General features: G+C 62.8%; 21 protein-coding genes. 13 read left to right on the forward strand and 8 right to left on the reverse strand.

The features are described from left to right. Positions 1 to 3 precede the first annotated feature (3 nt). Together GTW25_RS00290 and GTW25_RS20405 are read right to left on the reverse strand one after the other, a co-directional pair. Positions 4 to 315, reverse strand: a complete 312-nt coding sequence (locus GTW25_RS00290; RefSeq protein ID WP_252909979.1) for a type II toxin-antitoxin system HicB family antitoxin — start codon at positions 313 to 315, stop codon at positions 4 to 6. A 47-nt stretch (positions 316 to 362) separates the two neighbouring features. Further along, positions 363 to 695, reverse strand: coding sequence for a type II toxin-antitoxin system HicA family toxin (locus GTW25_RS20405; protein ID WP_308206215.1), 333 nt, complete (start codon positions 693 to 695; stop codon positions 363 to 365). Between the two features lie 63 nt (positions 696 to 758). Here GTW25_RS20405 and GTW25_RS00300 point away from each other — a divergent pair, with 63 nt between their 5' ends. The 4 genes from GTW25_RS00300 (at position 759) to GTW25_RS00315 (ending at position 7,848) form a co-directional block, all read left to right on the forward strand. Further along, positions 759 to 2,366, forward strand: a complete 1,608-nt coding sequence (locus tag GTW25_RS00300; protein WP_252909981.1) for a carboxyl transferase domain-containing protein — start codon at positions 759 to 761, stop codon at positions 2,364 to 2,366. 148 nt (positions 2,367 to 2,514) lie between these two features. Beyond that, complete coding sequence (locus tag GTW25_RS00305; RefSeq protein ID WP_252909983.1) at positions 2,515 to 5,169, forward strand: outer membrane protein assembly factor BamB family protein; 2,655 nt, start codon at positions 2,515 to 2,517, stop codon at positions 5,167 to 5,169. Positions 5,170 to 5,355: 186 nt separating this feature from the next. Then, a complete protein-coding gene (locus GTW25_RS00310) occupies positions 5,356 to 7,320 on the forward strand; it encodes an acetyl-CoA carboxylase biotin carboxylase subunit (RefSeq protein ID WP_252909984.1) in 1,965 nt (654 codons plus the stop codon). 237 nt (positions 7,321 to 7,557) lie between these two features. Continuing rightward, a complete protein-coding gene (locus GTW25_RS00315; protein ID WP_252909985.1) occupies positions 7,558 to 7,848 on the forward strand; it encodes a hypothetical protein in 291 nt (96 codons plus the stop codon). A 115-nt stretch (positions 7,849 to 7,963) separates the two neighbouring features. Here GTW25_RS00315 and GTW25_RS00320 read toward each other — a convergent pair whose 3' ends face one another. Then, a complete protein-coding gene (locus tag GTW25_RS00320; RefSeq protein ID WP_252909986.1) occupies positions 7,964 to 8,221 on the reverse strand; it encodes an SEL1-like repeat protein in 258 nt (85 codons plus the stop codon). A gap of 400 nt (positions 8,222 to 8,621) precedes the next feature. Here GTW25_RS00320 and GTW25_RS00325 point away from each other — a divergent pair, with 400 nt between their 5' ends. From GTW25_RS00325 to GTW25_RS00345, 5 genes are all read left to right on the forward strand, one after another. Then, positions 8,622 to 8,966 carry a DUF2147 domain-containing protein gene (locus tag GTW25_RS00325; RefSeq protein ID WP_252909987.1) on the forward strand — a complete coding sequence of 115 codons (345 nt, stop codon included), beginning with the start codon at positions 8,622 to 8,624 and terminating at the stop codon, positions 8,964 to 8,966. Positions 8,967 to 9,165: 199 nt separating this feature from the next. Beyond that, positions 9,166 to 9,336 (forward strand): hypothetical protein, encoded by a 171-nt coding sequence (locus GTW25_RS00330; RefSeq protein WP_252909988.1) that lies wholly within the window; start codon positions 9,166 to 9,168, stop codon positions 9,334 to 9,336. A 15-nt stretch (positions 9,337 to 9,351) separates the two neighbouring features. After that, complete coding sequence (locus tag GTW25_RS00335) at positions 9,352 to 9,546, forward strand: hypothetical protein (protein ID WP_252909989.1); 195 nt, start codon at positions 9,352 to 9,354, stop codon at positions 9,544 to 9,546. A 71-nt stretch (positions 9,547 to 9,617) separates the two neighbouring features. Beyond that, positions 9,618 to 11,120 carry an AMP nucleosidase gene (locus tag GTW25_RS00340; RefSeq protein ID WP_252909990.1) on the forward strand — a complete coding sequence of 501 codons (1,503 nt, stop codon included), beginning with the start codon at positions 9,618 to 9,620 and terminating at the stop codon, positions 11,118 to 11,120. A gap of 5 nt (positions 11,121 to 11,125) precedes the next feature. Next, positions 11,126 to 12,121: an endonuclease/exonuclease/phosphatase family protein gene (locus tag GTW25_RS00345; RefSeq protein WP_252909991.1), complete on the forward strand. Its 996-nt coding sequence runs from the start codon at positions 11,126 to 11,128 to the stop codon at positions 12,119 to 12,121. Here the strand turns inward: GTW25_RS00345 and GTW25_RS00350 are convergent. Continuing rightward, on the reverse strand, positions 12,118 to 12,729 hold the full coding sequence (locus GTW25_RS00350; protein WP_252909993.1) for a glutathione S-transferase family protein: 612 nt from the start codon (positions 12,727 to 12,729) through the stop codon (positions 12,118 to 12,120). The genes GTW25_RS00345 and GTW25_RS00350 overlap by 4 nt on opposite strands. Before the next feature lie 123 nt (positions 12,730 to 12,852). Further along, positions 12,853 to 14,568 carry an electron transfer flavoprotein-ubiquinone oxidoreductase gene (locus GTW25_RS00355; protein WP_252909995.1) on the reverse strand — a complete coding sequence of 572 codons (1,716 nt, stop codon included), beginning with the start codon at positions 14,566 to 14,568 and terminating at the stop codon, positions 12,853 to 12,855. A 207-nt stretch (positions 14,569 to 14,775) separates the two neighbouring features. On the opposite strand from GTW25_RS00355, the gene GTW25_RS00360 reads away from it, so the two are divergent. Beyond that, complete coding sequence (locus GTW25_RS00360) at positions 14,776 to 15,633, forward strand: uracil-DNA glycosylase (protein WP_252909996.1); 858 nt, start codon at positions 14,776 to 14,778, stop codon at positions 15,631 to 15,633. Here GTW25_RS00360 and GTW25_RS00365 read toward each other — a convergent pair. Then, entirely contained in the window at positions 15,604 to 16,002 is a 399-nt protein-coding gene (locus GTW25_RS00365; RefSeq protein WP_252909997.1) for a hypothetical protein, read from the reverse strand. The genes GTW25_RS00360 and GTW25_RS00365 overlap by 30 nt on opposite strands. A 118-nt stretch (positions 16,003 to 16,120) precedes the next feature. Here GTW25_RS00365 and GTW25_RS00370 point away from each other — a divergent pair, with 118 nt between their 5' ends. Further along, positions 16,121 to 16,930: a helix-turn-helix transcriptional regulator gene (locus GTW25_RS00370; protein WP_252909998.1), complete on the forward strand. Its 810-nt coding sequence runs from the start codon at positions 16,121 to 16,123 to the stop codon at positions 16,928 to 16,930. On the opposite strand, the gene GTW25_RS00375 is transcribed toward GTW25_RS00370, so the two are convergent. Next, positions 16,914 to 17,870, reverse strand: a complete 957-nt coding sequence (locus GTW25_RS00375) for a DMT family transporter (RefSeq protein ID WP_252909999.1) — start codon at positions 17,868 to 17,870, stop codon at positions 16,914 to 16,916. The genes GTW25_RS00370 and GTW25_RS00375 overlap by 17 nt on opposite strands. A gap of 67 nt (positions 17,871 to 17,937) precedes the next feature. After that, complete coding sequence (locus tag GTW25_RS00380) at positions 17,938 to 20,241, reverse strand: xanthine dehydrogenase family protein molybdopterin-binding subunit (RefSeq protein WP_252910000.1); 2,304 nt, start codon at positions 20,239 to 20,241, stop codon at positions 17,938 to 17,940. 142 nt (positions 20,242 to 20,383) lie between these two features. Between GTW25_RS00380 and pepN the strand changes: the two genes are divergently transcribed. Beyond that, positions 20,384 to 23,020 (forward strand): aminopeptidase N, encoded by a 2,637-nt coding sequence (gene pepN, locus GTW25_RS00385; protein WP_252910002.1) that lies wholly within the window; start codon positions 20,384 to 20,386, stop codon positions 23,018 to 23,020. Between the two features lie 144 nt (positions 23,021 to 23,164). Then, positions 23,165 to 25,498 (forward strand): PAS domain-containing sensor histidine kinase, encoded by a 2,334-nt coding sequence (locus GTW25_RS00390; protein ID WP_252910003.1) that lies wholly within the window; start codon positions 23,165 to 23,167, stop codon positions 25,496 to 25,498. The last annotated feature ends 18 nt before the right edge of the window (positions 25,499 to 25,516 follow it).

Below are 25,516 nucleotides of genomic sequence, written 5' to 3' on the forward strand. Positions count from 1 at the left end.
CTCCTAGGCCGCGTGCACTTTCGTCGAAGCAGCATCGATGCGTCGCTTGGCCGCTTCGGCAAGCGTATCGGAAACCCATTGATTGATGGACTTTCCATCGCTGGCGGCTGCTCTGCCCAGCAAAGCGTGGATTTCAGGTGTCGTGCGCAATGCGAGCTTTCCAGAATAAGGCTTTCGAGGCGCCAGCCCACGTTCGTTGCAAAAAGCCAGATAATCATCGACGCTTTCATGAAACGCCTTGACCAGGTCTTCGGCATTTTCAGCTTCGAACGTAACGATATCCGGGATACCGATGATCCTGCCGTGAAAGACCATGTCGTCATCGTCAAATTCGATCGACCCCGAATAGCCCTGATAAGGTTTCATGGCTGCACTCCTACGTTCTGTAAAAACTCTCGAACAGCACGAACCGCCCATCGTCTCGTGTCCGGAGATGGATGCGGTCGATGAACGAACAATGTCTGCCCGTTCATGTCGAATCGCACTCGCGAGCCGCTTCCTTTGCTCATTTCCGCACCTACCGAAGAAAGAAGGGACTCGATATCTCGCCACTTGATCGAACCGCTGACAGGCTCCGAGAAAACGGCAACCAATGTTTTGCGGTTTCTTCCATTCATCGTCAGACCCTTGCTACCGTGATTGGCACCCTGCAAACTGACAGCAGGAGCATTAGCGGGGCCCGACTCGTCGCCCATCCAGTGGACCAACTTCCACCGGTATCTTAGTATCAAATATTGATATCAATACAGGTATTGTCAATGCCCGTCATCAACTCGAAGATTTCCACATCCTCCGACGCCTTCAAGGCGAATGCCGACCTCATGCGCGAACTTGTCGAGCAGATGCGCGACAAGGCCGAGGAAATCGCGCTCGGCGGCTCGGAAGAGGCGCGCGAGCGGCATGTGTCGCGCGGAAAGCTCCTGCCGCGTGACAGGCTGGCGCAGTTGCTGGACACCGGCGCGCCATTTCTCGAGATCGGGCAGTTCGCCGCGAACGACATATATGGCGGCGATATCGCCTCTGCGGGGCTGATCGCCGGGATCGGGCGGATCGAGGGGCGCGAGGTGATGGTGGTCGTCAACGACGCGACCGTGAAGGGCGGCACTTATTACCCGCTGACGGTGAAGAAGCATCTGCGCGCGCAGGAAATCGCGATCGAGAACAATCTGCCCTGCGTCTATCTCGTCGATTCCGGCGGCGCGAACCTGCCCAATCAGGACGAGGTGTTTCCCGATAAGGAACATTTCGGCCGGATTTTCTACAATCAGGCGAACATGTCGGCGGCCGCCATTCCGCAGATCGCCTGCGTGATGGGGTCGTGCACGGCGGGCGGGGCTTATGTGCCGGCGATGTCGGACGAGACCGTCATGGTCAAAAATCAGGCGACGATCTTTCTCGGCGGCCCGCCGCTGGTGAAGGCGGCGACGGGTGAAGTCGTCTCGGCCGAAGACCTCGGCGGCGCGGACCTTCACACGCGCGAATCCGGCGTTGCCGACCATTATGCGGTCGACGATGCGCATGCGCTCGCAATCGTGCGACGGATCGTCAGAAACCTCAATCGGAAGAAGGACATCGGGCTCGACACTCGCGAGGTTCTACCGCCGGTTCATGCGCCGGAGGAAATCTACGGCATCGTTCCGCAGGATACGCGCCAGCCATACGACGTGCGCGAGATCATCGCCCGCGTCGTGGATGGTTCCGAGTTCGACGAGTTCAAGGCGAATTACGGCACGACGCTGGTCACCGGCTTCGCGCATCTTTACGGCATGCCGGTCGGCATCATCGCCAATAATGGCGTGCTGTTCTCCGAAAGCGCGCAGAAAGGTGCGCATTTCATCGAACTGTGCTGCCAGCGCAAAATTCCGCTGGTCTTCCTCCAGAACATCACCGGCTTCATGGTGGGGCGCAAATACGAGGCGGGCGGCATCGCCAAGGACGGCGCAAAGCTCGTCACGGCCGTCGCCACGGCCAAGGTGCCGAAGGTGACCATGATCATCGGCGGCTCATTCGGCGCGGGCAATTACGGCATGTGCGGGCGCGCATATTCGCCGCGCTTTTTGTGGATGTGGCCGAATGCGCGCATCTCCGTCATGGGCGGCGAGCAGGCCGCGACCGTGCTTTCCATCGTCAAGCGCGAGGGCATCGAGCGGCGCGGCGGCACATGGAGTGCGGAGGAGGAAGCCGCGTTCAAGAAGCCCATTCTCGACAAGTTCGAGACGGAGGGTCACCCGCTCTATTCGTCCGCGCGGCTTTGGGACGACGGCATCATCGACCCGGCGCGCACCCGCGAAGTGCTTGCGCTGTCTCTTTCGGCCGCGCTCAACGCACCGACCCCCGACACGAAATTCGGCGTCTTCCGTATGTGACGGATTTTTTTGCGGAACCGGAACGCCGGCCATCCGTTCTGCACTGGCATGGACTCATTGTCAGCCCGTGCAGGGTGCCGTTCGGCATCGCAGGGGAGCCGACGCATAGCCGTGGGCTTGAATTTTTCATTGCTCACCGGGGCCGGCAATGTACCGCATCATTCTTTCCGCGATCATCCTCCTGATCGGAATTTCACTCGCAGGTCAGGGCGCGTGGCTCGCCTCGCTGGGCGGGTCCTGGTTCTACGTCATCATGGGCGTCGGGCTGATCATATCGGCCGGACTCCTGTGGGACCGCCGGCCGACGGGCCTCTCCGTCTATGCGCTGACGCTGCTTTTGACCCTTGGCTGGGCGCTTTGGGAATCCGGCTTCGACTGGTGGGCGCTTTCGGCGCGCGGCAGCCTGCTGGTCGCGCTCGGCGTGCTGCTTCTCCTGCCGCCCATGGTGCGCGCCATGCACCCGCCCGGCCTGCCGCAGGCCGTCTACGGTCCGAACAGCGCGACGCTCGCCTTCGCGCTTCTCATCAGCGGTCTGGTTGCAGCCGGTTCGATCTGGTTGGAGCCGCGCGATCAGGACGGCACGTTCTCCGCCCAGCAGATGGCGGGTCTTGCGGTCAATGAAAGCACTGTCGACGAGGGAGAATGGGTCGCCTATGGCCGCACCGCCGCTGGACAACGCTATTCGCCGCTGACGGACATAAATCCGCAAAACGTCGCCGACCTGGAAGTTGCCTGGACCTATCAGACCGGCGAAATTCGTAGCGGCGCAGACCCCGAAGAGACGACCTATCAGGTCACGCCGCTCGTCGTTCAGGACATGATGTATATCTGCACGCCGTTCGGCACGGTCATTGCGCTCGATCCGGTGACGGGTCAGGAACGGTGGCGGTTCGATCCGCAGCTCCAGCAACCACCGACGCCGACGACGCAGCACATGACATGTCGCGGCGTTTCCTATTTCGACGGGACGGATCTGGTCGCGGTTGCCGAAGAGCAGACCGAGGTTGCGCCCGCGCCACCCGCCACGGAAGGCGGCGAGCCGGCAGCGGACGCGGACACCGCAACAGACGAGACCGCTCAGGAGCCCGTTGTCGCCGACGAGGTCGCGCCTGCCGAAGAACGCCCGGCACTGTCCAACGACGAGCGGCTGGCGCTGAGCGTCGAATCCGTCACTCGGCAGGCTGCCGGCGTCGCGCAGAACGTGGTGACCGGCGAAGCGGAAGCAGGTGCGGAAAATCCGACCGTCACGCGCGAGGAGGATGGGTACGTCAATCAGGACGCTGCGTGCCTGCGCCGCATTTTTGCACCAACATCCGACGGTCGCCTGATTTCTCTCAGCGCCGAGACCGGCGAAATCTGCGCCGGATTCGGCGGTGAGGACGGCACCATCAATCTGTGGGCGAACATGCCGAATGTGACGCCCGGCTCGACCTATACGACATCGCCGCCGGTCGTGACGTCGTCCGTCATCATCGTGGGCGGTGCGGTCAACGACAACGATTCCACCACATCGCCCTCGGGCGTCATTCGTGGTTACGACATCTGGACGGGCGAACTCGTCTGGAACTTCGATTCCAAGAACCCCGACGCGACCCAGCCGATCGCCGAGGGCGAGACCTATATGGAAAACTCGCCCAACATGTGGAGCATTGCGAGCTACGATCCCGATCTCGACCTCGTCTACCTGCCGATGGGCAATGAATCGCCGGACCAGTACGGTGCGGATCGCGGCGAGGAAACGGAGCGGTTTTCATCGTCGGTGACCGCACTCAACGCGTCGACCGGCGAAGTCGCATGGGTGTTCCAGACCGTTCATCACGACCTTTGGGACTATGACGTTCCCGCGCAGCCCGCGCTGATCGACCTGACCATCGACGGCGAGACCGTGCCCGCTCTGGTGCAGCCGACCAAGCAGGGCGACATCTTCGTGCTAAACCGCGAAACCGGCGAGGCGGTTCATGCCGTCGCAGAAGAACCGGCGCCGCAAGGTGCTCTTGGCGACGATTGGACCGCGCCGACGCAGCCGCATTCCTCGGTCAGCTTCCGGCCCGAAGCGCTGCGTGAAAGCGACATGTGGGGTGCAACGCCGATCGATCAGGCCGCGTGCCGCATCGCCTATCGCCAGATGCGCTACGAGGGCGCTTTCACGCCGCCCTCCGAGGAAGGCACGATCGTCTATCCGGGAAATTTCGGCGTGTTCAATTGGGGTTCGGTCGCGGTCGATCCCGAGCGGCAGCTTCTCTTCGGCATGCCGGTCTATCTGGCCTTCACCACCACGATGGTCCCGCGTGAGGACGAGGAGACGCGCGTCGTCACCGACGAAGGCGGTCCTGTCTTCAACGAGAATTTCGGCGCGCCCTATGCCGCGAAGATGGGACCGTTCCTGTCTCCGATCGGACTTCCGTGCCAGCAGCCAGCCTGGGGATATATCGCGGCCGTCGACCTGACGAGCGGCGAGACGATCTACAAGCGGGTCAACGGCACGGTGCGCGATCTGTCGCCCGTTCCCCTACCCCTCAAGATGGGCGTGCCGGGAATCGGCGGACCGATCGTGACGAAGGGCGGCGTGGCGTTTCTTTCCGGAACGCTCGATTATTTCGTGCGTGCCTACGACCTCCAGACCGGTGTCGAAATCTGGCAGGACCGCTTGCCCGCAGGTGGTCAGGCGACGCCCTCGACCTATCGCGGCGCGGACGGCAACCAGTATCTCGTCGTCGTCGCAGGCGGCCACGGCTCCACCGGCACGAGGGCCGGCGACTACATCATCGCATACCGGTTGGGCGCCGGCTCCACTGCTCAATGACGTGACGCCTCCTTTCGGGACAGCTATAAGGCGGCGAGGTTTCGGCTTCGCCGCCTTACAGAGCATGATGCAGCCAAGTGGAATCACTTGGCGTCGCAGACATGTGGCAAAATAAGAGTTGGACCATGATGTCGCCCGAAAACCGGTCCCCACTTTTCGGCATCATGGTCTAGATTCGGAGGGTTCATGTTCACGAAAATCCTGATCGCCAATCGCGGCGAGATTGCTTGCCGCGTCATCGAGACAGCGCGGCGCATGGGCATTGCGACGGTCGCGGTCCATTCCGACGCGGACCGCAATGCGCGGCACGTCGCGATGGCGGACGACGCGGTTCATATCGGCGCATCGCCGGTTGGCGAAAGCTACCTCGTCGGCGCGCGGATCATCGAGGCGGCGAAAGAGACCGGCGCGCAGGCGATCCATCCGGGCTACGGGTTCCTGTCGGAAAATCCGGAGTTCGTTGATCAGGTCGAACGGGCTGGCCTCGTCTTCATCGGGCCATCGGCAGCTTCCATTCGCGCAATGGGCCTGAAGGACGCGGCCAAGCGGTTGATGGAAAAGGCCGGTGTGCCGGTCGTGCCAGGATATCACGGCGAAGCGCAGGAACTCGTCGTCCTGTCCTCCAAGGCACAGGAGATCGGCTTTCCGGTGCTGATCAAGGCGCGGGCGGGCGGCGGCGGCAAGGGCATGCGGCTCGTCGAGGACCAGGCGTCGTTTCCCGAAGCGCTGGCCGCAGCGAAGCGCGAGGCCAAGGGATCGTTCGGCGACGACCGGGTGCTGGTCGAAAAATACGTGTCCAAGCCGCGCCATATCGAGGTTCAGGTCTTCGGCGACAATCACGGCAATGTCGTCCATTTGTTCGAGCGCGACTGCTCGGCGCAGCGCCGTCACCAGAAGGTCATCGAGGAAGCCCCTGCCCCCGGCATGGATCAGGCGATGCGGGTGGCGATGACATCGGCGGCCGTCAAGGCGGCAAAGGCGATCCGCTATTCGGGCGCCGGAACGATCGAATTCATCGTCGATGCGTCCGACGGTCTGCGGCCCGACCGCTTCTGGTTCATGGAGATGAATACGCGGCTTCAGGTCGAGCATCCGGTGACCGAGATGATCACCGGCGTCGATCTGGTCGAGTGGCAATTGCGCGTCGCCGCCGGTGAAGCGGTTCCGATGCGCCAGGAGGAGATCGGCATCGAGGGGCATGCCGTGGAGGCGCGGCTTTACGCGGAAGATGCGAGCCGCGATTTTCTGCCGGCGATCGGCACGCTTCATCATCTGAAATTTCCCGAGCGGCTTCACGCGCCGGCCGAGTTGAGGATCGATACCGGCGTGCGCGCTGGCGACACGATCAGCCCCTTTTACGATCCGATGATCGCCAAGGTGGTCGTGCATGCGAAGGACCGGCAAACGGCGTTGACGGGCCTGGTCGAGGCGCTCGACGCCACGCAGGTCGCCGGCTCCATCGTCAATGCAAGGTTCCTGGCGGCGCTCGCATCCGATGCGGACTTCGCCGCCGGCAATCTCGACACCGGGCTGATCGGGCGCAAGCAGACCGAACTGACGCGCCCCGACAAAGCGAGCCCGCGCGCCGCAGCCATCGCCGCGCTCGCCGCTGCGGGGGCGCCTGCAAAGGTGAGCGGCGACCCGTGGTCGGAACTGGTCGGCTATGGGCATTTCGGCGGCCTTGCAAAATCCGTGCGCCTTCAGGCCGGCGAGAACACGCTTTGCGCCAGCGTCACCGCCCGCCCGGAAGGGCGTTACGAGACGGACATCGATGGCGAGCGCTTCGTGCTTTCCGAGGCTGATCGTGCGCGAGCTGCGCTCTGGAAGGGCCATGTCACCGTGTTCGACGAGGCCGGCAGCCATGATTTCATGCTCGACGACCCATTCGCCCGGGCCGAAGACGCGGCAGGCGGCGGCGATGCCTTGCGCGCGCCGATGCCCGGCCTCGTCAAGATGGTGCGCGCGAAAAGCGGCGAAGAGGTGCGCAAGGGGCAGGCCCTGCTGGTGCTCGAAGCGATGAAGATGGAACACACCATCGCCGCGCCGCATGACGGCATCGTCGCCGAGATCGTCGAGGAAGGCGCGCAGGTCACGGACGGCACCGTGCTCGTGCGGTTCGAGGAAACGGCGGCGATGACCGAGCCGGCCTGATCATCCGCAAATGTGATCGCCTCCGCTCCGTCTTCTCGGGAACGTGTGGAATTCATCGTCCGTTATTGCCGGTGACTTCAACGGAGGATTACCATGCGCACTCTTGTCCTGACGGCGTCAGCCGTCGCTCTGTCCTGTTCGTTTGCGTTCGCGCAGACGCCCCCGCCTCCGCCGCCTGACGCCGGCCCCACCGCAGAGGATCCGGGCGGTCCGCCTCCGCCGCCACCAGGCGAAGACATGCCTGAATCGGAGCTCGATGCGGGCGGCGACGGCGGTCCCGGCCATGAAGCACGAGGCGGCGGTCCGCGTCATGAGATGCGCGGCGGTCCCGGTCCCCGCCATCACATGAGACCTGGAGGACCGCGCGGCGGGCCGGGCTGGCGCGCGATGCGTGCGGGCCCCGAATTCAAGGTCGAGATCGATGAGGATGGCGGCGTGAAGGTCGAGGTCAAGTGCGGCGTGCGCGAGGAAGCGCGCGGCTGCGCGGACATCACCATGGAACTGCTCGATCGCGCCCTCGGCAACTGATCGACCGCTGTCATCGCTGAACGAAAAAGGGCCGCTGCATATTGCAACGGCCCTTTTTCATCGCTTCCCTGTATATGGCCCGGCGGGTTTTCCCGCTCTGTCGCCGAAAATCAGATCAGTGGGTGGTCATCCATTCGCGCGCCTCGCGCAGCGCCTTGGCAATGTCGCCCTTGGACATGGAGGCCGAAAGCTCCTGCCGCACGAGTACCGCACGGTTGCTGCCCTTGATGGCGGCGATGTTGAACCACTTGTGCGCGGCGACGACGTCGACGTCGCAATCGCGACCGGTCGCATACATCATGCCGAGTTCGAAGAGAATGTCGGCCTGGGCGGTGGAGCCGATGCCGGCTTCGATCATTTCGTAGCGTGCCATTTCAAGTCCCCTGTTTCGTCCCGAGAGCCGGATTTTTCCGTGCCGCTCTTGTTGCCGTGTGATGCTTCGAGAATGCCGGGGAGGCTTGAATCTGCCGTAAAAAGGCGTGCTTAACGAGCTTCAAACAAAGCTCAAATTTTCCGTAAACGAGGCAATTCGTTAAGCATGGAAAGCCCGCAACTGCGCGGGCGTTTAGAGAACTTCAAGACAATTGCCACATTTCATTTTTACCGCGCGCTAACCACGATGCAGGGTCGCGAATGTGCGATGTCGATAAAAGACGCCTCGCCGTTGTGAATTTCTCTTGGCCGAACGTGCAACCGCCCACTTTTCAGCGGGTCAAAACTCGTTTACGTTTACGTCTGCGTAAGCTTTCGGGGCACGCTTTTGGGAGGAAGCAATGAAAGTTCAGTTTTGGGCGGCGCTTGCCGTCTCGGCTCTCGTCACCGCACCGGCATTCGCCGCCGAGCCGATCGTGGGCATGTGGAAACGCGGCAACGGCACCATGATCGAGTTCGCGCCCTGCTCGGCCGGTTTCTGCGGCACCGTGCGCTCCGGCGAATATAACGGTCAGGCGATCGGGACGATGGCGGGATCGGGCGGCACTTATGAAGGCACGGTCAATGTGCTCGACGAAGGCAAGACCTACAGGGGCAAGGCAACCGTCAACGGCAACGCCATGAAGATGAGCGGCTGCGTGATGGGCGGTCTGATCTGCCGAGGCGAGGATCTGGCGCGCCAGTAGCGGCCTCTTTCGTTTCGCCTTTTCGAGGCCCGGCTGTGTTGCCGGGCCTTTTCTTTTGGCCACAGCTGCCCGGAGCATTCCCCGTGCCATTTACCGGCCGTTAACCTGGATGAAGCCCCGATGAACACGCGTCTCAGGACGCGTTCAGCGCCAGCCTGCCATGATCCGGCCAACATTCGAAACGGCAAGGGGCGCGGATATGTTGGCACGCAGGTTCTCAATCGTCTGTCTGATGGTGATGCTGTTTGGGATGGGCCTGTCTGTCCTCGTCGCCGAGGCAAGCCGACCGGCGCGCGGCCTCGACGTCAATGCGCCATCCACCTGCCTTTTCAAGCCATCGACCCTTTGCGACGAGAACACCCGGTTCTGAGAAAGGAGCTTCGCCATGTCCCGTCATGCCTTCACACCGAAACATTCGATCGGCATGGCGTTGCGCGCGCTTTTGCTTGCCATGGCGCTCACCCTTCCATTCGGATACGCGACACAGGGCGAAGCGGGCGGCCAGGTGTTCATCGAGGACGCATCGAGCCAGGGCGGCGGCATCGGCTTCGTGCTCCTGATGAGCCTTCAGCGCGCCTGAGCCGGCGAAAAGTCGAGTTTCGCAAGGCCGGCCCGTCTCGCAACCGACATCAAGACTCTCTATAATGGGTCATGGAAAAGAGAATCTACCCGACCGCCATCGAACATGTTTCGAGCCCCCCGCCCTTTTCGCCGAAAAGCTTCACCGATGCCGGCGAGGCGATCGCGGAACTGAAGGCGCTTTATCAGCGCAACACGCAGTTCCTGCGCGACAGCTTCGCCAGCCTTGCCGAGAGCGAGAGCGACCACAAGCGTTTCCGCGCCTACTATCCCGAAGTCGGCGTCACGACCTCGTCCTTCTCGCTGGTCGACAGCCGCCTTGCCTACGGGCATATGCCCCAGCCGGGACACTACACCACGACGATCACCCGGCCCGATCTGTTCGAGAGCTATCTCACCGATCAGCTTACGCTTTTGATGAAAAATCACGGCGTGCCGATCATCGTCGGCGAATCCGAAACGCCGATCCCGCTGCATTTCGCCTTTCTGGAGGGCACCTATGTCGAGGCGGCCGTCGCGGACCGGATCAAGCGGCCGCTGCGCGATCTGTTCGACGTGCCGGATTTGAACGCGACCGACGATCACATCGCCAACGGCACCTATGAGCCGCTGGCCGGCGACCCGATGCCGCTTGCGCCGTTTACCGCACAACGCATCGACTATTCGCTGCACCGCATGACGCATTACACGGCGACGAGCCCGCAGCATTTCCAGAACTACGTGCTGTTCACGAACTACCAGTTCTATATCGACGAGTTTTGCGTGCATGCGCGCAAGCTGATGGCCGATGGCGGCGGCGGGTACGAGAGTTTCGTCGAGCCGGGCAATGTCATTACGAAAGCCGGCGAGACCATGCCGCATGACGGTACGACGCCGACGCGCATGCCGCAGATGCCCGCCTATCACCTGACCAGAAAAGGCCATGGCGGCATCACCATGGTCAATATCGGCGTGGGTCCGTCCAACGCCAAGACGATCACCGACCATGTCGCCGTCCTTCGCCCGCATGCCTGGCTGATGCTGGGCCATTGTGCGGGTCTGCGCAACACGCAGGCGCTGGGCGATTACGTGCTGGCGCATGCCTATGTGCGCGAGGACCACGTTCTTGACGACGATCTGCCGGTCTGGGTGCCGATCCCGGCGCTGGCGGAGATTCAGGTCGCGTTGCAGGAAGCGGTCGCCGAAGTTACCGGGCTTTCGGGCTATGAGTTGAAACGGATCATGCGCACGGGCACCGTCGCCACGATCGACAACCGCAACTGGGAACTGCGCGAGCAGCGCGGACCGGTGCAGCGTCTGTCGCAAAGCCGCGCCATCGCGCTCGACATGGAATCGGCCACGATCGCAGCGAATGGCTTCCGCTTTCGTGTGCCCTACGGCACCTTGCTGTGCGTCTCCGACAAGCCGCTGCATGGCGAACTGAAGCTGCCGGGCATGGCGACGGAGTTCTACAAGACGCAGGTCGCCCAGCATCTGACGATCGGCATCCGCGCGCTGGAAAAGCTGGCGGAAATGGCGCCCGACCGGCTCCATTCGCGCAAGCTGCGCAGTTTCTCCGAGACGGCGTTTCAGTAAACCGGATGCGGAAGGCGTGGCCCATTCTGCTGCGTCTGGCGGCATTGGCAGGCGTGGCGGCGCTGGCCGGGGCGCTCAGCTTCGGCTATCTGGGCTGGTTCCACCCCGCTTTCGACTCGTTCTCGCATTTCCGTCTCCATCTGGCCGCGCTGCTGCTCGTCGCGGTCCTGCCGCTTGCCGTGCTGCGCTATTGGCCCGAAGCGGTCTTCGCGATGGTTCTCGCCATCGGTGCGATCGGCAGCACCGTGGATTTTGCCGAAGACGACGCAGCGATAGCCGGAATCGACATGCGTTCGACGCCGGTTTTCCGGCTGTTCCACCTCAATTTGAGGTTCGACAACGATCGCCCCGACCTCGTTTTGTCGGCGATCGGCGCGCATCGGCCCGACGTGATCACCTTCACAGAAGCGTCGATCGAGTGGCGCGAATGGCTCGAAGTGCTGGAAGGCGCCTATCCCTATCAGGTCATCTGCCCGCCCCCCTCGCGTATCGGCGGCGTCGCGATCCTGTCGCGGCGGCCGTTTCTGTCGGAAAGTGCCGAGGCATGCAGCGATCGCGGCTCCTTCGCGCGCGTCGATATCGACTTTGCCGGCCGGCCCGCCAGCGTCATCGCTATGCATCTGGGCTGGCCGTGGCCGTTCGGTCAGCAAAGCCATTTCGAACGCATCGCGCACGATCTGTCAGTCCTGTCGGACAGGACAATTCTTGCCGGCGATTTCAACGCCGTGCCATGGAGCCAAACGGTCAGGCAAATCGCCGATATGGGCCATTTTCAGGTGCTGCGCGGCATAGGGCCGACATGGCTGCATCGAAGCCTGCCCGATGCCTGGCTTCCATGGGTTGGATTGCCGATCGATCAGGTAATGGTCAAGGACGGTATCCGGGTTGAAGGCGCGCGGACGCTGGATGCCGTCGGCTCCGACCATCTGCCTATCCTCGTCGAGTTCTCCGTCGACGCTGCGCCACAGAGCCAAAGCGTCGAGTTCGCATTGCGAAACTAGAACTGGATCGCGCGCTTGAACGCCGGGCGTTCCGTCAGCCGCGCCACATAGGCGCTGATCGCATTGCTCTCCTTCAGCCCCGGCGCACCGAAACTCATCGTCCAGGCGAGCATGGCGCCCATATAGACGTCCGCCGCAGAAAACCGATCGCCCACTAGATATGTGCGGCCGGCAAGCCCCGTTTCGACCGTCCGCAGGGCATCGTCGTAACTGCCCCACCCGACCGAGACCTTCGGCAAGGGTTCGGCATCCTTGCGCATCATCTTTTCGAGCAGTGCGGGTTCGAACACGGAGCCGCCGAAGAACAGCCAGCGATAATAGGTTCCGCGCTCGGGGCTGCCGGGCGCCGGCGCGAGCCCGGTATCGGGATAGGCATCGGCAAGCCACGCACAGATCGCAGCCGATTCCGTGAGCACCGTGCCGTCCGGCAGGACGATGGTGGGAACCTTGCCCATGGGATTGACGGCGACCAGCCTCGGGTCACGCTCGCCGTTCGGGCCGAAATCCACATGGACGATCTCGTAATCGGCTTCGACCTCTTCCAGCATCCAGCGAACTGTGGAGGCGCGGCTTTTCGGATTGTAGAAGAACTTCAGTCGATCGGACATGGTGCGATCCTTTTGACGCGGCTGTGACCCGAACTCGCCAAAAGGAGCCTATCGCAACCACGGCGACAGGCAACTCGCAATACCGTCCTGCCGCCAGTCTCCTGACAGCAGGCCGGCCAAACATTACATGTTCGGATAGACCGGCCCTTCGCCGCCTTGCGGGGGAACCCAGTTGATGTTCTGGTTCGGGTCCTTGATGTCGCAGGTCTTGCAGTGGACGCAGTTCTGCGCGTTGATCACGAACCGGGCATCCGGTTCGGTGTGGGAAACCTCGCCGCCCTTGGTCGGCGAAGCGGGGCCGCCTGCCAGACCGTTGCCGTCCGCATCGACCCATTCGTAGACGCCTGCCGGGCAGTAGCGCGTCGAGGGACCGGAAAACACCATGTATTCGGAGCGCTTCTGCAACTCCATGTCCTTCACCTGAAGGTGGACCGGCTGGTCTTCCTCGTGATTGGTGTTGGACAGGAAGACCGAGGACAGGCGATCGAAGGTCAGGACGCCGTCGGGCTTCGGGTACGCGATTGGCTGGTGCTTGTCGGCAGGCTCCAGCGAGGCGGCGTCGGTCTTGCCGTGCTTCAGCGTGCCGAAAAAGGAGAGACCAAAGAGCTGGTTCGTCCACATGTCGAGCCCGCCGAGCCCGACGCCGATCCAGGTTCCGAACCGCGACCAGAGCGGCTTGACGTTGCGCACGCGCTTCAGATCGTGGCCTATATCGCCGTCGCGCCATTGCGCCTCATACGCGCTCAGTTCGTCGGCCGAACGGCCCTCGGCGAGCGCTGCGGCGGCCGTTTCGGCGGCAAGCATGCCGGACAGCACGGCGTTGTGCGAGCCCTTGATGCGCGGCACGTTGACGAAACCGGCCGAACAGCCGATCAGCGCGCCGCCGGGGAAGACCAGCTTCGGCACGGATTGATAGCCGCCCTCGGTGATCGCGCGCGCGCCATAAGAGACGCGCTTGGCGCCTTCGAACGTGTCGGCGATCGCCGGATGCGTCTTGAAGCGCTGGAACTCCTCGAAGGGGGAGAGATAGGGGTTCTTGTAGTTCAAATGGACGACGAAGCCGACGGCGACCTGATTGTCTTCCAGATGGTAGAGGAACGAACCGCCGCCGGTGTTCGACTTCAACGGCCAGCCGAAGGAATGCTGGACCAGGCCGGGCTTGTGCTTTTCCGGCGCGACTTGCCAGAGTTCTTTCAGGCCGATGCCGAATTTCTGCGGCTGCGAATCCTTTGCGAGGTCGAATCTCTCGATCAGCTTCTTGGCAAGCGAACCGCGCACGCCCTCGCCGATCAGCACATATTTGCCCATCAGCGCCATGCCGGGTGCATAGGCCGGACCATGGCTGCCATCACGCTCGACGCCCATGTCGCCGGTGACGACGCCGGTGACCGCGCCCTCCTCATTGTAGATGAGATCGGCGGCGGCGAAGCCGGGGTAAACTTCGACGCCGAGCGCCTCGGCGTGGCCGGCAAGCCAGCGGCACACATTGCCGAGCGAAACGGCGTAGTTGCCGTGATTGTTCATCAAGGGCGGCATGAAAATATTGGGGATGCGCACCGAGCCCGCCGGCCCCAGGAGCAGGAACTGGTCGTCCGTGACGGGCGTCTTGAACGGATGATCGCTTTCCGAGCGCCAGTCCGGCAGGAGCCGATCGATGCCGATCGGATCGACGACAGCGCCCGACAGGATATGCGCGCCGACTTCGGCACCCTTTTCCAGAACGACGACCGAAAGGTCGGGATTGAGCTGTTTCAGGCGGATCGAGGCGGCAAGGCCGGCAGGTCCGGCGCCGACGATCACGACGTCGAATTCCATGCTCTCGCGTTCAACTTCACTCATATGCGTCTCCCACCCGCTTGCTTCATGCTGGCTTGCGGCCGCCGGCGCGGCCTTCAATCGATACTGCCGTGCTTATCGCATCGGTTTCCCGTGCGAAACCTCAACTCGAGCGCACACCACGATTGCGGACCAGATTTATATTCCGTTGACGTAAACGTCAAATATAGAGGTGCTTGGCCATGTGGCAATGCACCGATATAGAAGGGCATGGCCGACACGATCAACCTGCGCGAACTTCTGCTTTTCTACGCCGACAGCGGCGTGGACGATGCGCTGACCGACGCGCCGGTGGACAAGTTTTTGCCGGTCGAAGCCCCCGCCCGGCCCGCGACATCGCAAGCCTCGCAAGAGCCTGCGGCACGGATGGATCGCCCTTCATCCAAAACCGCCGCCCCTGCTCCGACCCCGGCAAGGCCGCAAACGACCGTCCCGGATGAAGGCCAGAGCGAGCGCGCGCGGCTGCTGGCGCGTGAAACCGGTTCATTGGACGAGCTGCGTGCATGCCTCGAACAGTTCGATGGCTGCAATCTCAAATTCACCGCGAAGAGCCTCGTCTTCGGCGACGGGAACCCCGAAGCCGACATCATGCTGGTCGGCGAGGCGCCGGGACGCGACGAGGATATCGAGGGACTTCCCTTCGTCGGGCGCTCGGGGCAGTTGCTCGACCGGATGCTGACTGCGATCGAACTCGACCGGACGCAAGCCTACATCACGAACGTCATTCCCTGGCGACCGCCCGGCAATCGGACGCCGACCCCGATCGAAACGGAAATCTGCCGCCCGTTCATCGAGCGGCAGATCGAACTGGTGAAACCGAAGGTGTTGGTCGCGCTCGGCGGGCCGTCATCGAAAATCCTGCTCGGCACGAGCGACGGCATCATGCGGTTGCGCGGGTCTTGGAAGGAACACGAGACGCCTGCCGGGGTCAAAATTCCAACGATGCCGCTCCTGCATCCGGCCTATCTTCTGCGCAACCCCGCGCACAAGAAGCTTGCATGGCGCGACCTTCTGGAAATCAAGGCACGGCTGCACCAGCTACGCGGCGATCTGCCGTCCACCGCGTAGCGCGCCAAACTGAAGCGTAGCGAAGCCGGCGACCGCGAGCGCCTGTGCGACGATGAACGCCGTGCCCAGAAGGTTGGGCTCGACGAGCCGCGACAGCAAAAGCGCGAAGCTCGCCACGACCCATGCTCCGTTGATGAGGACGATCTCGCGCAGCCATCCGACCGGAATGACGGGCTTGCGAGCCATCACCACCAGAAACGCCGCGATGGGCAGAAGCGCGATGCCGGCCCAAAAGATCAGCCCCTCCGGCAAGCTCAGAAGGGTGGACAAATAGCCCGCAGCGAAGATCGTCGGCACGGCGGCGGCGACGCCCATGGCGGCATCGGCTTGCAGGACCCTCCGAAGAAATGGCGTGTTTTCGATCGACATGTTCTTTTCCTTTCGTTGACAGCTTGCTTCGATGCGTCAACGAATGCCGCAAGCCGTGCATCCGCGCGATTACCTCGCAGGTAATGGCCGCGCATAAAGTGTGGAGCCAGATTGAGGCATGCAGACACAGATTGCCGTCTCGTCGTTCAGCGACCTTTTGAAGGAATGGCGTTCCCGCCGCCGCATCAGCCAGCTCGATCTGGCGCTCGAGGCCGAGATTTCGCAGCGCCATTTGAGTTTCATGGAGAGCGGGCGGGCAAAGCCTTCGCGTGAAATGGTGCTGCGTCTTGCCGAAGGGCTCGACATGCCGCTCCGCCGTCGCAACCAGATGCTTCTCGCGGCCGGCTTCGCGCCCGGTTTCACCGAGCGCAAGCTGGACGATACCGCGCTCGCGCCTGCCATGCTGGCAGTCGAACAGGTGCTGAAGGGACATGAGCCGAACCCGGCGATTGCGGTGGACAGGCAGTGGAATCTCATTGCCGGCAATCGTGCGATCGGTCCGTTTCTCGCCGGCGTGGAAGACGCCGAACTTCTCAAACCACCCGTGAACGTGCTGCGGCTCAGCCTCCATCCCAGGGGGCTTGCGCCGCGCATCCGCAATCTGGGCCCATGGCGCGCGCATCTGCTCGACCGTTTGCATCGGCAGGTCGAGACATCGGGCGACGAGGGACTGGAGCGGTTGCTGGGTGAATTATCGGCTTATCCCGGGCAGCCCGGTATTTCGAAATCGAGGCCGCATGAGGGACAGGACATCGCGGTGCCGCTTCAGATTTCTATCGACGGTGAGGTTCTGTCGTTTATCTCCACGATCACCGTCTTCGGCACGCCGCTCGACATATCTTTATCGGAGCTGGCGATCGAATCCTTCTTTCCCGCAGATGCCGCTACACGCGCGATCCTGCAGCGGATGGTCAGGACGGCGGCGTGACCTTGCGGGCCTTGCCGCGCTGCAGGCCGAGCCGTTGCTCGCGCCAGATGATGAACAGGCCCGCGCCGATGACGATCGTCCCGCCGACCAGCGTATAGATCGTCGGCACGTCTCCGAAGGCGAAATATCCAACCAGAATGGCAAGCATCATCGAGGTGTATTCGAACGGCGCGATCGTCGACAGCGGCGCGTGGCGATAGCTTTCCGTCATCAAAATCTGGCCGACGCCGCCGCAGATGCCCGCACCGACGAGGCAGGCCGTCTGCATCGGCGACAGCGCGATCCAGCCGAACGGAATGGTTCCGAGCGCCGCGACGGTGGAGGTGAGCGAGAACCACAGGACGATCGTCGCCGTCCTTTCCGAATGCACGAGCCGGCGCACGAGGAGCATCGCGATTGCGGACACGGCGGCCGCGAGAAGCGCGGCCGTCACACCGAGCGCCTGGTCGCTCTCAAGCCCCGCGCCGCTGGTGAAAAGCGTCAGGTTCGGCCATGAGATGATGATGACGCCGACAAGTCCAACGATGACGGCGCTCCAGCGATAGAGCCGCACGACCTCGCCGACGAAAACCGCGGAGAACAGGACGACGAGAAGCGGCTGGGCATAGTTCAACGTAATCGCTTCGGGCAGCGGCAGACGGGTGAGCGCGAAGAAGCCGAGGCCCATCGACGTCACGCCGACCAGTCCGCGCAATATGTGGCTGACCGGCCGCGACGTGTGCAACGCGGTTCGCAATTCGCGCCGCCATGCAAGCAGGATGAAGATGGGCAAAAGGGCAAAGGCAGAGCGAAAGAACACGATCTCGCCCGCCGGGACGCGGCCTGCCGCCTTGATGAGCGAAGCCATGCCGACAAAGGCGGCGACCGAGACGACCTTGAACATGATCCCCGTCAGCGGATTTCGATCCGCGTAAAGGGCGTCCTGCTCGTCTTCGGTCATAGCATTCGTCGCTACGGCAAGCCGTAACCCTTCCTCCGCTCGAATCGCAATCGCTTACCGGGTTAGCCTATTTCGCGGCCTGAATCGCCTGCCAGATGCGCTGTGGCGTAGCAGGCATTTCGATGTGGCCGATACCGTAGGCACGCCAGAGTGCGTCCGTCACCGCATTGAGGGCGGCGGGCGTCGAGCCGATCGTGCCCGCCTCGCCCGCACCTTTGATGCCGAGTGCATTGGTGGTGGACGGCACGTTGCGGGTTTCGAAATGGAAATTCGGAATGTCCCCGGCGCGCGGCACGGCATAATCCATGAAGCTTGCCGTGATCAACTGGCCGTCCTCGCCATAGACGGCCTCCTCGCACAGCGCCTGGCCGACGCCCTGCACCACGCCGCCATGGACCTGGCCGGCAAGAAGCATCGGATTCACCGTCGCGCCGAAATCGTCGACGATCGTGTAGCGCGTGATCTGCGTCTCGCCGGTCGCCGGATCGATCTCCACTTCACAGACATGGGTGCCGTTCGGATAGGTCGCCTCGTCCTGAACAAACTCCCCGACCCCCTTCAAATCGGATTCGTTTTTGGCAGCGCGCGCAATGCCAGCGAAGTCGATGACGCGGTCGGTGCCGACGATCCGCGCCGTCCCGTCGGCAAGCTCGATGTCTGCGGACGACGCTTCGAGTTCGTCGGCCGCAATGCGCTTCAGCTTATCGGCGAGGTCCTCCCCGGCGCGCGCGGCCGAGACGCCGCCGAGCGGAATGGAACGCGACCCGCCGGTGCCGCCGCCCTTTTCAAGCCTGTCCGTATCGCCCTGATGCACCTTGATCTTCGACGGATCGAGATTGAGCTTGTCGGCGACGAACTGCGCATAGGCCGTGGCGTGGCCCTGCCCGTTCGACTGGGTGCCGATCGAGAGCGTGACCGTGCCGTCCTTGCCAAGTTCGAGATGGGCGGGCTCGGAGCCTGCAAAGGCGCATGCCTCGACATAGGTGGCGATACCGACGCCGCGTATACGCCCGCGCGACTTCGCGTCTGCCGCGCGGGCCTCCAACCCGGACCAGTCGGCACGTTCGAGGGCGGCTGTCAGGTGGCCGTCGAACTCTCCGACATCGTATTTGCGGCCAGTCGGCGTCGTATAGGGGAACTGTTCGGGGCGGATGAAATTGCGGCGGCGGATTTCCGGCGTCGACAGCCTCATGTCGCGCGCGCATTGATCGACCAGCTTTTCCAACTGGAATGCGGCTTCGGGCCTGCCGGCGCCGCGATAGGCATCGACGGGCGTGGTGTTGGTGTAGACGCCGGTGATCTCGACATCCAGCGCGGCGATGTCGTAAACGCCCGTCGCCATGGTCGCGCCCACCCAGGGAATGAACGGCCCGACCTGCGAGCAATAGGCCCCGATATTGGCCTTGGTGTTCACGCGCAGCGCAAGAAACCGTCCGTCTGCGTCCATCGCCATTTCGGCGATCGCGACATTGTCGCGGCCATGCGCGTCGGCAAGGAAATGTTCGGTGCGGTCGCTCGTCCACCTCACCGGCACGCCGAGACGCTTTGCCGCTTCCAGCACCAGCGCATATTCGCGGTAGGTGAATATCTTGGTGCCGAATCCGCCGCCGACATCGGGCGTCACGACGCGAAGCTTCGCGTGATCGACCTTGAAGACCTGATCGCACAGGATGCGGCGCATGGAATGCACGCCCTGCGAGCCGGTCGTCAGAGTAAACCGGTCCTCGGCCTCAATCCATTCGCCGATCGCCGCGCGCGGCTCCATGTAGTTGGAGACGAGCCGATTGTTGCGAAACTCGATGCGCGAGACGTGAGCGGCCTTGGCGAATGCCGCTTCCGCCTTGTCCCGATCGCCCAGCAGATAGGTGAAGGCCGTGTTGGAGCCCCGCTCGTCCCACACCAGCGCGGCGTCGTCGGCAAGGGCGGCCTCGATGCCGGCGACCGGATCTTCGGCCTCGTAGTCGATCTCGATCAGGTCGGCGGCGTCCTGCGCCTGCGCGCGCGTCTCCGCGACGATGAACGCGACCGCGTCGCCCACATGGGACACGCGGCCGTCGCACAGGATGGGAATGTCGCGGGAGGGCGCACGCGTTCCGTCCGGCTGCTCCTGCATCCCCACCGTCTTCAAGGCGCCGAGATGAACGAGGTCGCTGCCCGTCAGGACGAGACGGACGCCGGGCGAAGCGAGCGCATCGTCAAGCGAGCCGATCGAGAACGACCCCTTCGGTATCGGCGAGCGGACGACATAGGAATGCAGTTCGCCTTCGCGCGTGATGTCGTCTGTATAGCGTCCCGCGCCCCTGATAAAGGCGTCGTCCTCGACGCGGCGGACCGATGCGCCCATACCGAATTTCGGCGTCATGACATTCATGGAAATATCCGGAGCTTTTTAAAGGATCGCCAATGAGCGGCGCGATGCGGCAGTGTTGTCGACGGCCGCCATCGTGTAAAGACCGGCCAGTCATTTTAAGCGGAGGGCATTGTTGGCGCTCCGCCAGATCAAGGGGCATGCCATGACCATCGACACCGGCAAGGTCTATCGTCTCGAAGATTATCGCGCGAGCGACTACCGGATCGACCGGACGACGCTTGCCTTCCGGCTCGATCCCGACCAGACGCGCGTCACGGCGACGCTCGACATCGCGCGCCGCGACGAGGCCGCGCTCGACGCGCCGCTGGTGCTCGACGGCGACGGGCTCAAGCTGATCTCGGTTTCGCTCGACGGCACGCAGCTTTCGCCCGATCGCTATCAGGCCTCGCCCGACGAACTGAAGCTTGAAGGACTACCGAAGGGCGCTTTCACCCTGACGGTCGAGACCGAACTCGCGCCGGCGGCCAATGGCGCGCTGATGGGACTTTATCTTTCGAACGGCGTCTACTGCACCCAGTGCGAAGCCGAGGGCTTTCGCCGCATCACCTATTTTCTCGACCGGCCGGACGTCATGTCCGTCTACACCGTGCGCGTCGAGGCACTGAGGGCCGCGGCTCCGATCCTGCTGTCCAATGGTAATCCGGTCGAAAGCGGCGACCTTGGCGATGGCTGGCACTACGCCGTCTGGCATGATCCGCATCCCAAGCCCTCTTACCTCTTCGCGCTGGTGGCCGGCGACCTGGGCCTTCTGTCGGATCGGTTCACGACACGGTCGGGGCGTGACGTCGCGCTCGGCATCTATGTCGAGCGCGGCAAGGAGGCGCGGACGCCCTATGCCATGGACGCCCTGAAACGCTCGATGATCTGGGACGAAGAGGTCTTCGGGTGCGAATATGATCTCGACGTTTTCAACATCGTCGCCGTGTCCGATTTCAACATGGGCGCGATGGAGAACAAGGGTCTCAACATCTTCAACGACAAATATGTCCTGGCCGACGAGGAAACCGCGACAGATGCCGATTTCTCCAACATCGAGGCAATCATCGCGCATGAATATTTTCATAATTGGACAGGCAACAGAATCACTTGCCGCGACTGGTTCCAGCTTTGCCTGAAGGAAGGGCTGACCGTTTTTCGCGACCATGAATTCTCGGCCGACATGCGCTCGCGCCCGGTCAAGCGCATCGCGGAAGTGCGCATCTTGAAGGCGTTGCAGTTTCCCGAGGACCAAGGCCCCCTCGCCCATCCGGTGCGGCCGCGCCGCTATCGCGAGATCAACAATTTCTACACGGCGACGGTCTATGAAAAGGGTTCGGAAGTCGTGCGCATGATCCGCACGATCCTCGGTGCGGATGTTTTCCGAAAGGGAATGGACCTTTATTTCGAGCGCCATGACGGCGACGCCGCCACGATCGAGGATTTCCTAAAGGTGTTCGAGGACGTGTCCGGGCGCGACCTGTCGCAGTTCGCGCTCTGGTATCATCAGGCCGGCACGCCGCATGTGAGCGTCTCGGCCGCCTTCGACGAGGCGCGCGGGGAACTGACGCTCGACATCGAGCAATCCGTGCCGCCGACACCTTTGGAAAGTCGCAAGCGGGTGATGTATATTCCGATCGCCTTCGGGCTCGTCGGAGCGAACGGTGCCGACATCGAAGCGGCGGCGGTGGAAGGTGCAGTCGTCGAGAACGGCGTGATCCATCTGAAGAAGCGCAAGCATAGTGTTCGCTTTTCCGGCCTGTCCGAACGGCCGGCCATTTCGCTCAATCGTGGTTTTTCCGCCCCCGTCACGCTGTCGTGCGAGCAGAGCATCGACGACCGGTTGTTCCTTGCCCGTCACGACAGCGACGAGGTCGCGCGCTGGCAGGCGCTGAATGGTCTTTTGACGGATCATTTGATCAAGGCGAGCAAGTCGCAGCAGGCGCGCAGCAATATCGCGCCCCGCCTTGCCGAGGTGCTTGGCGACATAGCCGGCGACGACACGCTGGAGCCGGCCTACCGGGCGCTGGCGCTGACCTTGCCCGGCGAGGCCGATATCGCACGCGAGATCGGCTCAGACATCGATCCGAACGCGATCCATATCGCGCGCAATGCGCTGATCGACACCATCGCCGCTGCAAATCGCGAGTCGTTTCAAGCGCTTTACGCACGTTTCGAAGAGAGTGATTCATTTTCGCCGGATGCGGAGAGCGCCGGACGGCGTGCCTTGCGAAACGTGCTGCTCGACTATGTTTCGGCGGCGGGGGCCACCCCTGACAGGGCGGCCGACCAATATCGAAACGCCACCAACATGACCGAACGTGCAGCGGCCCTTGCCGTGCTTGCCCATCGCTTCGCCAGGACGCAAGCCGCCACCGCCGCGCTCGCCGATTTCGAGAACCGCTACGGCAACGACCCGCTGGTGCTCGACAAATGGTTTCAGATCCAGGCGACGACACCTGGAGAGGGTGCATTGTCGAGAGTGTCCGAACTGATGAACCACAAGGGCTTTTCGATCGGCAATCCCAATCGCGTCCGCTCGCTCGTCGGCACCTTCGCAAGCGGCAACCAGACCGGCTTTCACCGCGCGGACGGAGCCGGCTATGCACTCGTCGCCGACGCGATCCTCGATGTGGAAAAGCGCAATCCGCAGCTTGCCGCACGGCTCGCCACGGCCTTCCGGTCATGGCGTTCGCTGGAGACGGGACGTCAGGCGCTGGCGCGCAAGGAACTGGAGCGGATTGCCGCCACGCACAACCTTTCGACCGATCTCAAGGACATCGTCGAACGCACTCTCGCCTGATTGTCGCCATCGACGCGTCAATAATTTATCAAGATTCGGCCTCACGCTCTAGACAGCGCGAATCAGCTCTGATTCCTTATAGACGATTCGGGAGTGCGGCGTTGCCGGATCGATTCGTCAAGTCGAAGGTTTGGAGAGCCATTCATGGCACTAACGGACGCGTGGGGCGCGACCGCAGGACAGTTCTTTGCCTGGCGCACGAAACCGCGCCGGCGCGAGGTCCGTCTTGCCGGACATGCGCGCTTCCTCGCCGCGCCGGCCTATCGGCGGTTGCTCGCCGCCGAACCTTATCTGCGCCGCTCGATCCCCACCCTGATCGTCTGCTTTCTGCTCCTGATCGCGGCCATGCGCGCCACGACGCTGATTTCGGATCGTGCCGAGCTGGAAGCGACGGCCAAGGGAATGCTCGGACTCAGCGCCAGCCAGATCTACCACGCCATGCGCACGAGCCACGGCGAAACGCCGCCCGATCCGCTCATCTCGGAAGCCGTGCTGCGTGATACGACCCGTCATTCCGTCATCGCCGACGAACAGGTTCTGATCATCACCGACGCCGATTTCCAGATCGTCGCGACGACCGGCCAGCAGCAACTCATCGGCCAGGCTCTCGACAATCTCATCACCGGCGGCCAGCCGCTCTATATGTTCGGGCAGCGGGCCGGCATCCAGGAAGTGACTGTCGGCGGCGGGACATGGTATGCAGCCGCCGAGCTTCTGGAGGGCCGTGTCGGCGCGGTGGTCACGCTGATTTCGCGCGATACGGTTCTGGAGGAATGGCGCAAGTCGCTGGCGCTCAACGTGACGCTGTTCGTGATCACGGCCGGAGTGCTGCTCCTCGTGCTTTACGCTTATTTCACGCAGGCCGCCCGCGCAGAGGCCGCCGACCGCATCTATGATGACGCCAAGATGCGCAACGAGATGGCGCTGACGCGCGGCCGCTGCGGCATCTGGGACTGGGATCTGGTGCGCGGGCGCATGCACTGGTCGCGCTCAATGTATGAGATGCTGGGCTACGAGCCGTGCGAGGGAATGCTCTCCTTCGGCTCGATCTCGCAGATCATCCATCCCGAGGACGGCGACCTGATGGCAATCGCCCAGCGCGTCGCCGAAGGTGAAACCGACCAGTTCGACCAGATTTTCCGCATGCGCCACGCCAATGGCGGCTGGGTGTGGATAAGGGCCAAGGCCCAGGTCAACGATCCGGACGCCGCCGACATCCACCTCGTCGGCATCGCCGTCGACATCACCGAGCAGCGCCATCTGGCCCAGCGCTCCGAAACGGCCGATCTGCGGCTGCGCACCGCGATCGAGAACATCAACGAATCCTTCGTGCTGTGGGACGCCAACCAGAACCTCGTGATGTGCAACTCGAAATTCCAGAAGGATCACGGCCTGTCGGACGCGGACATCTTTCCCGGCACCAGCCGCGACACGATCGAAAATCGCATGACGGCGTTCGCCTATGAGCGGAAACTTGCCAACGCGAACGGTCCGGCCGGCGGCGTGACCTATGAACGGCAATTGGCGGATGGGCGCTGGTTGCAGGTCAACGAACTGCGCACGCGCGATGGCGGCACGGTGGCGGTCGGCACCGACATCACGCCGATCAAGCAGAATCAGGAAAAGCTGGTCGATTCCGAACGCCGCCTGATGGCGACGATCCACGATTTGTCGCTTGCCCGCAAGGCCGAAGGCGAGCGCACGCGCGAACTGACCGAACTCAACCGCGAATACATGAAGGAAACCGAGCGCGCCGAGGCGGCCAACCGCGCCAAATCCGAATTCCTCGCCAACATGTCACACGAGCTGCGCACGCCGCTCAACGCGATCATCGGCTTTTCGGAACTGATGTCGACCAAGCTGTTCGGGCCGCTCGGGTCGGATAAATACGAGGAATACACCCGCGACATCCACGGTTCGGGCACCTATCTGCTGGGCGTCATCAATGACATTCTCGACATGTCGAAGATCGAGGCAGGCCAGTTCTCGATCGACCGCGAAGGCATCGAACTCAATCCGCTGATCGACGAGGCGGTCCGCGTCGTCGCTTTACAGGCCGCCAAGAAGCAGATCGCGCTCGAGACCGAGATTTCCGATACGATGGAGCTTTTCGCCGACCGCCGCGCCATCAAGCAGATCATGCTCAACCTTTTGTCGAACGCCGTGAAATTCACGGGCGAAGGCGGGCGTATCTCGATGCGCGCGCGCAAGATCGCCAATTCGGTCGTCATCAGCATCGACGATACCGGATGCGGCATTCCGAAAGATGCGCTGAAGAAGCTCGGCCGCCCATTCGAACAGGTACAGAACCAGTTCTCGAAAAACCATACCGGTTCGGGACTGGGGCTTGCGATCTCGCGTTCGCTCGCCGAGCTTCACGGCGGCGCGCTGAAAATCCGTTCCAGGGAAGGCGTCGGCACCATCGTGTCGGTCCGCATCCCCGCCCGCGAGCAGCTTGCGGTGAAGGTCGCCGCTTGATTTTGATTTGAGTGCAGT

It is taken from the genome of Aliihoeflea aestuarii, from assembly GCF_024105665.1.
GTDB classification, from domain to species: Bacteria; Pseudomonadota; Alphaproteobacteria; order Rhizobiales; family Rhizobiaceae; genus Aliihoeflea; species Aliihoeflea aestuarii.